Origin of the sequence: Arsukibacterium sp. MJ3 (genome assembly GCF_000987765.1) — a bacterium.
Classification (GTDB): Bacteria; Pseudomonadota; Gammaproteobacteria; order Enterobacterales; family Alteromonadaceae; genus Alishewanella.
The window spans coordinates 57,928-70,168 of the sequence record NZ_LAHP01000003.1 but is presented as its reverse complement, the minus strand read 5'-3'; the positions used below and the strand labels follow the sequence as shown (position 1 = coordinate 70,168).

Sequence of the window (12,241 nt, the reverse complement as noted above, 5' to 3'; positions counted from 1 at the left end):
AAAGCCCTACAGCCAGGCTTGTATTAGCCTGGCCACTTCAGTAGCCGCTGTCATATGGCAATGATGACCGCCGCGGACTTGCTGCACGCTTAGCTGCGAATACCAGTGTTGCATTTCAGCTAGTTTAGCAACAACAGGACCATCAGTGGCTAACACCGCCAGCACTGGTGCTTGTACCTGTTGACACAGATTTTGTGCTTGATCTTGGGTTAACCGGTGCACCGATTTCTGCCGTAACCGGTAGTCACTGCCCCAGCTAAAACCATGCTGATCAGCCACGGTGCCGCGCTTCGCCAGTAACAAGGCTTCGGCTAAACTAAAATCGCTTTGGCTTAATCGTGCGGTGGCCGCTGCAGTTAAATTCGTATAATATGGCCGGCGGCTTGGTGGTTTTTTCAGTCTGGAAACAATGCCTTGACGTAGTTGCTCTGTGCAGTTACTGGCTTCTGCAGTAACAAACCCCAGGCTGTCAATTAATACCAAGCGCTTGACTAACTCTGGGAAAGCCGCGGCCAACGCGGTCGCCACCATACCACCCATCGAGTGACCGATAATAGTTAGCTGTTGCCAGCCTTGGGTTTGGCACAAGGCTACCAAATCTTCCACCCAGTCAAAAAAATAATAATGGTTGTCAGCATAGCGAAATGGCGAGTGACCGTGGCCGGGGAAATCAAGTGCTAGCAGGGGCAACGACGTCAGCTCTTTTGCCAGCGGGATAAAGCTGGCGGCATTATCTAACCAACCATGCAAGCACAACACCGGCTGCTGCCCGGTCTTAAAGGCGGGCTGATTAGCCAGCGCGGCTAATTGTAAATTATTTTTATAGCCAGTCAGGCATAAACTAAGTGAATGATCCATAACGGGTGTTTTCAACGTTAATTGACTAATATTGTTGATTCGCATTGAGCTTTTCTTGTTTAAAGGCCATTGTGCCAGTCAACGACGTTAAATAACAGCTTTGCTGGCAGCATGGTTTTGCGCAGCCTAACATAGTAAATAGCAGGTTAATGTATGCCCTATACTCATAACACCATTTTGAAATTGCAAAAAAGTAGCCCGGCCCAGACTGAATTTTATCAAGCAGTTGAAGAAGTTCTCGACTCGCTGGGTTCGGTATTGGATGAAGATAGCCGCTTTTGTCAACATTCAATCATTGAGAGAATGGTAGAGCCTGAGCGGCAAATTATGTTTCGGGTGGCCTGGGTTGATGACAACGGTAAGGTGCAGGTAAATAAAGGCTACCGGGTAGAGTTTAGTTCGGTGTTAGGACCTTACAAAGGTGGCATGCGGTTTCATCCCAGTGTCAATGCTAGCATTATCAAGTTTTTAGGTTTTGAGCAGGTGTTAAAAAATGCCCTTACCGGGTTGCCTCTGGGCGGCGCAAAAGGCGGCGCTAACTTTGACCCTAAGGGCAAGTCAAATGCTGAAATTATGCGTTTTTGCCAGGCCTTTATGAATGAACTTTATCGGCATATTGGCGCCAATACCGACGTGCCTGCCGGTGATATTGGTGTTGGCTCCCGCGAAATTGGTTATATGTTTGGCCAGTATAAAAAACTGACTAACCGGTTTGATGGTGTGCTAACCGGTAAAGATATACTGTGGGGCGGCTCGTTAGTGCGCAAAGAGGCGACGGGCTATGGTTGCGTGTATTTTGCCGAGCATATGCTGGAAGGTAATAAAAATAGCCTGGAAGGCAAAGAATGTCTGGTGTCAGGTTCAGGTAATGTTGCCATTTATACCATTGAAAAACTGCTGGAATTAGGTGCTAAGCCAGTGACCTGCACCGATTCCGGTGGCACCATTTATCAAAAAAGCGGTATTGATGTGAAAAGTTTAAAGCAGATAAAAGAAGTGGAGCACGGCAGGTTGAGTGACTATGCAAAACGTCACCCCGATGCTGAATATATTCGTTGCGACAGCTACCCTGAGGATGGCCATGCGGTATGGCGTTTTGCCGGCCAGGTAGCCTTCCCCTGTGCAACTCAGAATGAATTAACCGTGGCAGATGCCAAAGCATTACTTGCCAATGGCTGCATGGCGGTATGTGAAGGCGCCAATATGCCCTGTTCCGCTGAGGCAGTTGATTTGTTCATAGAGGCCAAGATTGCCTATGCGCCGGGTAAAGCCGCTAATGCGGGTGGCGTAGCGACCAGCCAGTTGGAAATGGCGCAAAATGCCTGTATGCAGCACTGGAGTTTTAATGAAGTTGACCAGAAGTTAAAAGACATTATGCAAGGTATTTACCAGCGGACCCGGGACACTGCTGCTGAGCTTGACCAGCCGACTAATTTTATTTTAGGTGCTAATGTTGCTGGTTTTCGGCGGGTAGCCGATGCGATGATCCAGCAGGGTGTGGTGTAATGGTATTGCAACACGACGTTATCGATTGAATACCGTTAGCGATCGGGTGACAGGTACTCATTATCATAAAAGGTTCTAAGCCAATGTGGCCGGTAAACACTCATTAATGTAATGGCCATGCCATTTAATAATGCTTCGGCAAACCAGATTAGTAACGCCAACTGTAGATAGTTTTGATAAATACTATGCCAGCTATAGTGGCCTTGCCAGTAAAACCACAGTGACGTCAGTAGTATTTTCAGCGTAATAGTTAATGCTGCATTGGCAAAACCGGCGATAAAGATATAGATAAACAGGTGTCGTGGCAGATAGTGGTAAGATAGCGAAAATATCAGATAACTAAACAATGCCGGTAGCACTACCGTTAATAATGCCACACTACCGGCATCAGCTAATGTTATCGTTCCCACTGCAACCAGTATCACCGTAGCCAAACTGCCAATCAGCCACGCTATACGCCAACCGTGACATAACACCAGCGTGGTTATACCGAGTAAGTGCAGTTCCAGCCCGGGTTCAATACCCGCTCGTGCCAACCATAGCAGGCCAATCACCAGTACCGAGCTGAATAATAAATGCTGATAGCCAGCATCGGCTTTTAGCCTTGGCAGTAATTCACGCGGAAAAAACCTTATTAACAGCACTAGCCATAACAGCCAGGCTCCACCTTGCCAAAGGGTCATCGGCCGCTCCTGTTTGCAAACACCTATTGTAATATCAACACTAGACGAGCATTGCTGTTTTAGATCAGTTTGGTATGCAGTTATTGCTGGTGGCTACGTAAAACCGTTAACGTACTTCGCTGAGCCTATTTAGCGCTATTTTTGTTGCAAATAATCGATTAGCGCCAGATAAGCATCAAGGCTATTAATATCGGCATTAGGTGTTATTAAAAAGCGACCATTTACCACCAGCGCTGGCACACCACCGATATTGTTGTTTTGCATTTCACGGGCACTTATACGCATTTTTTCGACAACCTGCTCGCTGTTTTCAGCAATTGCAAAAAACTCAGCCTGATCAACCTGGTGTGCGGTTAAAAACTGTTGTAAATCTGCAGGCGATAACTGGCGTTTTTCTTTGTAAAGCTCTAACAGCTCCGTGGTAAGCTGTTCCAGCCCCATTTGTTGCAAGCTATAAAAAATTCTGGCATCACTTTGCCATTGTGGCACTACAGCGGCATGTTTACGTACTAAAGTCAGTTCTGGCCGACGCAACAAAATAGCTTCAAGCACGGGTTCAAACTGCTGACAATGTTGACAACCAAACCAAAAGTACTCCACCAAATAAGGTGGCTTGGCTTTCTCATTATCAATATTGTTGACCAACGTATAATGCACATCTTGCTGAAACTGCAGTGAGATAGTGCGGGGTTGCTCAGCCACATTAACGGCTTCAGGAGCTTTCGAGGCAGGTTCAGAGCATGCAACTAATAGCCAACTTACACTGGCTATTGTTAATAGCCTGCCCATTTTTACTAGTGGTTTTATACCGATCATAATCATCTGTCAGAGTAAGAAAAAGTGCGGTTATAACAACAGGGCAGCCAGCGATTGTCAACTGATGACAAGCCTCTATTAACGTTGTCTAGGTTAACAGTACGTTGGGTATAACGTGGCTTGTAACATGCAGAGTGATGAATCACCATCAGGCTGCTTCTGCCGCCTGATGGTGATTGCTGTTTTAAATTTTCTTATATTTAATCCGGTGTGGCTCCAGCGCTGCCGCACCATAGGTCGCTTTTAACCAGGCTTCGTAATCAGAATAGTTACCTTCAAAGAAGTTTACTTGCCCTTCATCACGATAATCCAGAATATGGGTTGCTATTCTGTCAAGAAACCAGCGATCGTGTGAAATAACCATAACACAGCCAGGAAAATCGAGCAGAGCGTTTTCCAAGGCGCGCAGTGTTTCTACGTCTAAATCGTTGGTGGGTTCATCCAGCAATAACATATTGCCACCGGCTTTTAGCAGGGCCGCTAAGTGCACCCGGTTGCGTTCACCGCCAGACAGTTCACCAATAAACTTTTGTTGGTCATTGCCTTTAAAATTGAAGCGGCCAACATAAGCCCGACTGGGGATTTGAAAACTACCAATCTGCAGCATATCTTGACCGTTAGAAATTTCCTGCCATACGGTATTTTTCGGGTTCATACTATCGCGGAACTGATCAACACTGGCTACCTGCACTGTATCGCCAATTTCAATACTGCCACTATCGGCCTGTTCATCACCGGTTATCATCTTAAACAACGTTGACTTACCGGCACCATTCGGGCCGATAATGCCGACTATGGCGCCTTTCGGTACACTAAAGCTTAAATCATTAATCAGTAGCCGGTCGGCAAAGGATTTACGTAAGTGATTAACTTCAAGTACTTTATCGCCCAGTCTTGGCCCTGGTGGAATAAATAACTCGTTAGTTTCGTTGCGCTTTTGGAAATCCTGGCTTTGTAGCTCTTCAAAGCGTGCCATCCGGGCTTTACTTTTAGCATGACGACCTTTGGGGTTTGTGCGCACCCACTCCAGTTCCTGCTTAATGGAACGCTGGCGGGCATTCTCTGTTTTCTCTTCCAATTGCAGGCGAGCATCTTTTTGTTCCAGCCAGGAAGAGTAATTGCCCTCCCATGGGATACCGTAGCCGCGGTCGAGTTCTAATATCCAGCCGGCCACGTTATCCAGAAAGTAACGGTCGTGAGTGATGGCAACCACGGTTCCCGGATAGTCATGCAAAAAGCGCTCTAACCAGGCTACTGACTCTGCATCGAGGTGGTTAGTTGGTTCATCCAGTAATAACATATCCGGCCGTTCCAGTAACAAGCGGCAAATAGCCACGCGGCGACGTTCACCACCAGACAACTTTCCGATATTGGCATCCCATGGTGGTAAACGTAGTGCATCTGCGGCCCGCTCGAGCGTGTTGTCAAGGTTATGGCCATCTTTAGCCTGAATTAACGCTTCCAGCTCACCTTGCTCGCGGGCTAGCGCGTCAAAATCGGCATTTTCTTCCGCGTACGCAGCATAAACCTGGTCCAGCCGGTTCAGGGCGTCTTTAACATCGGCCACCCCTTCTTCAACAATTTGCCGCACTGTCTTGCTAGTATCCAGCACTGGCTCTTGCGGTAAATAGCCAATTTTAGTGCCTGCTAAAGGCCGCGCTTCGCCTTCAAACTCAGGATCTACCCCGGCCATAATTCTTAGCAGGGTAGACTTACCTGAACCGTTTAGGCCCAGTACACCAATTTTGGCGCCAGGGAAAAACGATAACGAAATATCTTTTAAAATGGTTTTTTTCGGTGGGACAACTTTCGACACCCGATACATTGAGTAAATATATTGCGCCATAATGCTCTTGCTGCCTGTTATTAAAGATAATACAAATTGTACGTTATTTTGGCCCATCAAGGAAAGCCAATGGCTGGACCAACGATAATGATGGCTTTTTACCCGCTAAATCTGTTCTAATAGCAACCATTATTAGCTGATAAAATGCAGGTATATTATGGCCGAGTTTGAACACGATCCGAGTTATCAAAAGTTTGTTGAAGAAGCCAAAACCAATGGCGTTGTCTGGACCTTAGCCGATGGTGAAGATTTACTGGTGGTGGAGTCTGTCGAGTTTGAAGAAACTGACGTTATGCCATTCTGGTCAAATAAAGCCGATGCCCAAGCCCATTGTTCGGATGAATGGGCTGGTTATAAACCTGAAGCCATTCCACTTGATGTATTTTGTGACGGTTGGTTAAAAGAAATGTACGATGACGGTGTATTAATTGGTACTAACTGGGATGAATCTTTAAATGGCTTGGAAGTAGAGCCACGCGAGCTGCTGGAATCACTGGCGAGGGTGCAGTAGCACTTTCTAAAGCGATTACTGTCGGCGCTTTCGCAGAAAATTAAGTTAATTACTAAACTATTGGTTTTGTTGTGCCGTAAAAGCATCACAAAGCATTTAGTTGGATTTAAAGTATGTTGCCAGATGAAGCCGTTTTAGTGCGTAGTGCTCTTGAAGCACAAGGGCTTGAAACACCCATGTTGGACAATGGCTTGTCCAGAGATGAAAAGTATCAGAAAATTTCTAAATTAATGACTGAGGTTATTAGTACCCTTGGCCTGGATTTAACTGACGATAGTTTAAGTGAAACGCCGCATCGCATTGCTAAAATGTATGTCGATGAAGTTTTTAGCGGCCTTAATTACAGTAACTTTCCAAAAATCGCCCTGATTGATAACAAAATGCAGGTGCGGGAAATGGTTAAGGTTAAGGATATTAGCTTTACCAGTACTTGCGAGCATCATTTTGTTACCATAGATGGCAGTGCGACGGTGGCGTATATTCCACAGGGTAAAATTATCGGTTTATCAAAAATTAATCGTATTGTGCGCTTTTTTGCGCAGCGCCCACAAGTGCAGGAACGTCTAACCCAGCAGATTTTATTGGCGTTGCAAACGTTGCTGCAAACTAAAGATGTGGCAGTGACCATGGATGCGGTGCACTACTGTGTTAAATCGCGCGGGGTAATGGATATGAATTCTAAAACTCAGACCACAGCACTTGGTGGTATCTTTAAAGATGACGGCCGAACCCGTGCGGAGTTTTTGGCGCGTTATTAAACCAGAAAAGCGGTTTAGTTAGCAGTAGTGTAATGTTTTGAAACATAAAAAAGGTGCTAATGCACCTTTTTTGTTGGTTTTTTATCGCGTTCTTACTATTAGCGTAATAAGCCGGTCGTTCAGTCTTCCACTTCCCAATCATCTAATAGCTGACGTAGCCGCTTTTGCTCGAGTAAATCGTCAATGCGCCGACGTGCTTCGTACTTTTGTTTTGCTTTACTGTCTTTGCCAACTTCTTTACGCAGCTCAATATCAGTGGCAAGATCTTCAGCTTCAAACTCGGGGCTTACGGTTTCTAACATAGACAATACCTCGGTTATTTTTGCCTATTTACCGTTTTTTCAACGGATACAACAGTGAATAATTTTGTGTTTAACGATAAATTTTTTTACTTAGCATCAATTTGTTGTTCTGCTGCAGCCAGCAAAGGTTGAAATACATGTTTACGTGGCGAGATATTTTGTTTGCTTGAAATAATATCTTCAATAAAATCAATAACCTTTTCTTGAAGACGCACCTTGTTCAGCCGGTTTATTCTGGCGATCCCACCAGGGCTCATTACATTAACTTCAATTAGTTTACCGTTTATAACGTCGATACCAGCAAAAAATAAGCCGTCACGTGCCAGTCGCGGGCCGATATGGGAGCACAGTTTTTTCTCTTGTTCACTCAACTGATGCTTAACCACAGAGCCGCCAGCATGCACGTTTGAGCGCATATCATCTGCCGGTGGAATACGGCGCATTGCCCCAATTGGCTTACCATTAAGCATTAAAATTCTGATGTCGCCTTGTTCTGCGCCCTCAACATACTCTTGCAAAATAACGTAATTGCCTTTGTCACCATCGCCAATATAAAAATCCAGTAAAGAACGGGCACTTTGTACAGCCGATTTTTCCATAATGATAACGCCCTTACCGCCATAGCCGTTTAACGGTTTTAAGATCATTTTATCGTTAGGGGATTCAGCCAGCACCCGCGCCAGGTAGTCTTTATTTTTAGAAACATGAGTAACCGGAATAAACTCATTAGCAGGATCGTGCAGTGATGCGGTATACATTTTATTGTTTGCAATGCGAATGCCATCTAAGTCATTCATAATAAAGGTATCTTCGCGCACTGAATCCAGAAAATTCAACACTATCGGGTCGAGCGGTGGGTTCAACCGAATAAAGATTGCATCAAAAGCTGCCAGCGGTAATTTCTGTTGATTAAATTCAACTTTTTGATAAAAGCTGGCGATATTATTAGAGATTTTCTGACCTTTTACCACCACTTTACAGAATGCCTGAGCAATGCTATCTCGAACTGTCAGATTGTTGGCATGGGTAATCGCTACGCTGTGACCGCGGCTTACTGCTTCATGGATCATCCGGATGGTACTGTCGCCGTCGGGCATTACTTTTTCCCACGGATACATCAAAAAACAAATACGCATAAATTTCTCAGATTAGTTGCTATGGTTTAGCCAGTAACACAAGCATACGAGAGCAGCAGATATATGGAAGCTGATGATAGCTTATCGTTATAAAAGAAGCATGAAGTATCAGGAATTACTCTATGCTCTTGCTGTTGTTAATCTTGGGAACTATGTGCGGTGTAGAACTTAAATTTCTCAGATTAGCTGTTATGGTTTAGCCATTAACACAAGCATACGAGAGCAGCAGAAAAATGGAGACTGATAACAGCTGATCGTTTCTAAAGAAGCAAGAATGTCGATTTAATACGCCAAAGAGTGCATCTAATTTTAATGCTAACTCGTAATTATTACTTAGTGGTAACTAAACAAGGAACATTATGGAGCAATCACAGCAACAATTGCTGCACTGGCTTTACGCCACGGCACAAGGCAACAAGCAGGCGTTCGAGCAATTATACCAAGCAACTTCAGGTAAATTGTTTTCAATAAGTTTGCATTTGCTGCGGCGCAATGATTGGGCAGAAGATGTATTGCAGGATGCGTATGTTCGTATTTGGCATAACGCGGCTGATTATCATGCCGAAAAAGGCAGTGTCATGAGCTGGATGATCAGTATCACTCGCTATCGGGCGTTAGACCTGTTGAAGTCTCGCCGGGTTAAGGCCGAACATTTAGACATAAGCGATGAGTTAGCGGATGAAAAAGCTTTTGAGGTCCAGCCGGGGGAGGTAATAGGCTTGGTTCGGGAAAAAGTTAAGCTGGACGATTGTATGCAAGGGCTGACCGATGAGCATCGACAATCTATTCAGCTGGCTTACTTTAACGGACTAAGCCATCAGGAAATTACCCAACACACTGGTTCGCCACTTGGCTCAGTTAAAAGCTGGATCCGACGCGGTTTAACTCAACTTAAAAGGTGCCTTGAAGCATGAAGTATCAAGATCAGAAATTACTCGATGCCCTTGCCGTTGACTTTATTTTGGGCGCAATGCGCGGTGCAGCAAGGCGGCGTTTTCAACAGCTTATTATGGCCAAACCAGTGGTGCGCCAAACGTTATGGCGCTGGGAGCAGCATTTAAACCCACTGGCAGAAAGCTTGCCAGAAACCATGCCGAACTCGCAGCTTTGGCAGCGAATTCAACAGCGTTTGGGATGGAAAAATGCCTCTTTTGTTAAACCACAGCGTGCGGCAATAAGACCGTTATGGGTGGGTTTGGCACTGGCTGCTACACTAATGTTGGCGGTAGTTATGCTTAGGCCAATGCTTGGCAGTTTGCCGCCTCAAGATATAGCGGTTATTCAAACGAGTGAGGCCAAAGCTTGGTGGTTGGTTAGTAAAGCACAGCAAAAGTTCACAGTAAAAGCGACTGCGGCGGTGGGAGCAGAGCAACGTAACGACTATGAGTTATGGATGCTCCCGGCAAGCGGAGCAGCGCCGATATCGTTAGGCCTATTACCACAACAAGGCGAGAAAACGTTAGACTGGCCTGATGCTGCGCAGGGTATAGCTATCGCTGCTCTGGCAGTCAGCTTTGAACCGCTTGGCGGTTCAATAACCGGCGCACCCAGCGGGCCGGTGTTGTTTACCGCTGAAATTATCACGTTGTAAGGAAATGAATAAACCGTTTTAACGGTTTATTCATTTATTTTTCATTTACTGCATCTAGTTTAGTAAGTCAGTCGTTTCTAGGTCGCAATTTAATCTAAAGGACAAACATAATATGAAACGTACAGCAACCTTTCTTGCCGTAACCGCGGCAATCAGCGCAATAACCCTGCTAAGTAATGCGCAGGCGTCAAGCCATCGTGAAGCGCCAAGCATTACCCGCGCACCAACAGTCGATGCAACCGATTTTTACTTGTTTAACAGCTATGAAACCGGACGTGAAGGCTATGTCACGGTTATTGCAAACTACATTCCACTGCAAGACGCTTACGGTGGGCCAAATTATTTTGCGCTGGATCCGGCGGCAGTGTACAGCATACATATTGATAATGATGGCGATGCCATGTCCAATATGAGCTTTAACTTTCGTTTTAAAAATACCTTAGCCAATGATGGTGCTGGTGTGAAGTTGCCCATCGGACCTGCGGGTAACCAGAAAATGGTGGCGGTACCACTTAAAAATGTTGGTGGTGTGGCGGCGGGTAATTCGGCTTCACTTAATTTTATCGAAAACTACACAGTAGAAGTGGACTCGGGTAGCGGTGGTACGATGCTAAGCCCACCGGATGGTGCAATGCAATTCACTAAGCCATATGATTATGTTGGAAATAAAACGTTTAGCAACAGTGCTGCTTATCAGGCTTACGCAGATCAGTATGCCTATGATGTTACCCTGCCAGGTTGCGACGCGATGGCACGAATTTTTGTAGGCCAGCGTAAGGACTCTTTTGTTGTTAACCTGGGTGAAACCTTCGATTTAGTTAATTATGTGCCGGTAGAAGGTGACAGCGCAGCAGGCGCAGGCGACGGCGGTGGCTTTCCTGGCGGCATTACCCAAAGCAATGCTAACGATGACTTAGCGGATAAAAATGTTACTACCTTGGCTATTGAAGTGCCGAAGAGCTGTGTGGTTGGTGGCGGTAATGGCGTAATTGGTGCCTGGACTACAGCCAGTTTACCGCAAGCACGCATTTTAAACCCGAATGCAACCTTTGCACGTCCAGAAGTTAACGGCGGTGCTTTAGTTCAGGTATCACGCTTAAGTAACCCACTGGTAAACGAACTGGTTATTGGTTTGGCCGACAAAGATAAATTTAATAGCAGTAAGCCGGCTGATGATGGTCAGTTTGCTGATTACGTTACACACCCAAGCTTACCGGCATTGTTGAATATTCTGTTTAAAGACGCGGTAAATACTACGTTGGGAACCAATATTGAAGATTTAGCACCGTCTAACTTTCCACGCCTTGACCTGGTTAATGCCTTTTTAACCGGTGTTGAGGGTGTAAATCAACAGGCTACCGTTACTCCTTCAGAAATGTTGCGCTTAAACACCGCGATAGCGGCTAAGCCTGCGGCGATGCAGTCTGCCTTTGGTGTCGCCGGTAATGACTTAGCAGGTTTCCCTAACGGTCGCCGGCCTGGTGATGATGTCGTTGATATTGCGTTACGGGTAGTAATGGGCGCGCTGTGTCATGACATTCCGGTGAACGGCACACCAACCAATCTGGGCTATTGTTTGCCAGAAGATGCCCCGGTAGGTAATGTCCCCTTTACTGATGGCGCACCAATAAATGCCGCTATGTTTGATAGCAGCTTTCCTTACTTGCTAACGCCGCTGGCCGGCTCACCCAACTAAGGAGTAAATAATGAAAACGAATAAATATAGTTTAGCCGTAACACTGTTGTGTGCCGCTGTGCTCACAGGGTGTAATTCAGATACAAAGTTAAACAGCCCACCACTAATCGGTGTCAATAGCTTTGTTACCGAGACCGATGTCGCTATTACAGACAAAGTCGCAGCACAAGACATCGATGGTGACCGTCTTACGTTTGCCCTTAACGCACAGCCGGCTAACGGCAGTGTAACGCTGTCGGCAGATGGTAATTTTACCTATACCCCATCTGCAGAATTTACCGGCAGTGATAGTTTTGCTATTACGGTTACTGACGGTGAACTTTCAGCTGCAGGCCAGGTAAATATTACGGTTGAAGTAGCAACAGTGTCGTTTTTAAGTTATTCCCGCACTGCTTTTGCGCAGGAAGAAGACGCCACGCCGTTGTCTGTTAATGGTCGTAACTTCACCATGGACGCCATGGCAGAGGCAGATTATGCCGATCTGCTGGATGGCCTCTAAGCAGCACTAAAACGGGGCGATTATTCGCCCCGTTTTTTA

13 protein-coding genes are annotated in these 12,241 nt (G+C 45.8%); 7 read left to right on the top strand and 6 right to left on the bottom strand.

The annotated features are described in order from the left end of the window. Window positions 1-6: 6 nt before the first annotated feature. Complete coding sequence (locus VT06_RS03160) at window positions 7-903, bottom strand: alpha/beta fold hydrolase (protein ID WP_235357342.1); 897 nt, start codon at window positions 901-903, stop codon at window positions 7-9. 108 nt (window positions 904-1,011) lie between these two features. Here VT06_RS03160 and gdhA point away from each other — a divergent pair, with 108 nt between their 5' ends. Next, a complete protein-coding gene (gdhA, locus tag VT06_RS03155; protein WP_046552822.1) occupies window positions 1,012-2,364 on the top strand; it encodes an NADP-specific glutamate dehydrogenase in 1,353 nt (450 codons plus the stop codon). Between the two features lie 35 nt (window positions 2,365-2,399). Here the strand turns inward: gdhA and VT06_RS03150 are convergent, their stop codons facing one another. The 3 genes from VT06_RS03150 to ettA form a co-directional block, all read right to left on the bottom strand. After that, window positions 2,400-3,047, bottom strand: coding sequence for an energy-coupling factor ABC transporter permease (locus tag VT06_RS03150; protein WP_046552821.1), 648 nt, complete (start codon window positions 3,045-3,047; stop codon window positions 2,400-2,402). Between the two features lie 135 nt (window positions 3,048-3,182). After that, window positions 3,183-3,863 (bottom strand): DsbA family protein, encoded by a 681-nt coding sequence (locus tag VT06_RS03145; protein ID WP_161795032.1) that lies wholly within the window; start codon window positions 3,861-3,863, stop codon window positions 3,183-3,185. 184 nt (window positions 3,864-4,047) lie between these two features. Further along, entirely contained in the window at window positions 4,048-5,709 is a 1,662-nt protein-coding gene (gene ettA / locus VT06_RS03140) for an energy-dependent translational throttle protein EttA (RefSeq protein WP_046552967.1), read from the bottom strand. Window positions 5,710-5,866: 157 nt separating this feature from the next. Between ettA and VT06_RS03135 the strand changes: the two genes are divergently transcribed. Together VT06_RS03135 and folE are read left to right on the top strand one after the other, a co-directional pair. Then, a complete protein-coding gene (locus VT06_RS03135; RefSeq protein WP_046552820.1) occupies window positions 5,867-6,220 on the top strand; it encodes a DUF2750 domain-containing protein in 354 nt (117 codons plus the stop codon). 113 nt (window positions 6,221-6,333) lie between these two features. Then, entirely contained in the window at window positions 6,334-6,978 is a 645-nt protein-coding gene (gene folE / locus VT06_RS03130; protein ID WP_046552819.1) for a GTP cyclohydrolase I FolE, read from the top strand. Between the two features lie 119 nt (window positions 6,979-7,097). On the opposite strand, the gene VT06_RS03125 is transcribed toward folE, so the two are convergent. Continuing rightward, a complete protein-coding gene (locus VT06_RS03125) occupies window positions 7,098-7,280 on the bottom strand; it encodes a PA3496 family putative envelope integrity protein (RefSeq protein WP_152658972.1) in 183 nt (60 codons plus the stop codon). 86 nt (window positions 7,281-7,366) lie between these two features. Then, a complete protein-coding gene (locus VT06_RS03120; protein WP_046552817.1) occupies window positions 7,367-8,416 on the bottom strand; it encodes a glutathione synthetase in 1,050 nt (349 codons plus the stop codon). Window positions 8,417-8,775: 359 nt separating this feature from the next. Between VT06_RS03120 and VT06_RS03115 the strand changes: the two genes are divergently transcribed. The 4 genes from VT06_RS03115 to VT06_RS03100 all read left to right on the top strand — a co-directional run bounded on the left by VT06_RS03115 (window position 8,776) and on the right by VT06_RS03100 (window position 12,202). Next, window positions 8,776-9,330: a sigma-70 family RNA polymerase sigma factor gene (locus tag VT06_RS03115; protein ID WP_046552816.1), complete on the top strand. Its 555-nt coding sequence runs from the start codon at window positions 8,776-8,778 to the stop codon at window positions 9,328-9,330. Next, window positions 9,327-10,007: an anti-sigma factor domain-containing protein gene (locus tag VT06_RS03110; RefSeq protein ID WP_046552815.1), complete on the top strand. Its 681-nt coding sequence runs from the start codon at window positions 9,327-9,329 to the stop codon at window positions 10,005-10,007. The genes VT06_RS03115 and VT06_RS03110 overlap by 4 nt, the downstream gene beginning before the upstream one ends. Window positions 10,008-10,119: 112 nt before the next feature. Continuing rightward, on the top strand, window positions 10,120-11,703 hold the full coding sequence (locus VT06_RS03105) for a DUF4331 domain-containing protein (RefSeq protein WP_046552814.1): 1,584 nt from the start codon (window positions 10,120-10,122) through the stop codon (window positions 11,701-11,703). 10 nt (window positions 11,704-11,713) lie between these two features. Beyond that, window positions 11,714-12,202 carry an Ig-like domain-containing protein gene (locus VT06_RS03100; RefSeq protein ID WP_046552813.1) on the top strand — a complete coding sequence of 163 codons (489 nt, stop codon included), beginning with the start codon at window positions 11,714-11,716 and terminating at the stop codon, window positions 12,200-12,202. Window positions 12,203-12,241: the final 39 nt, after the last annotated feature.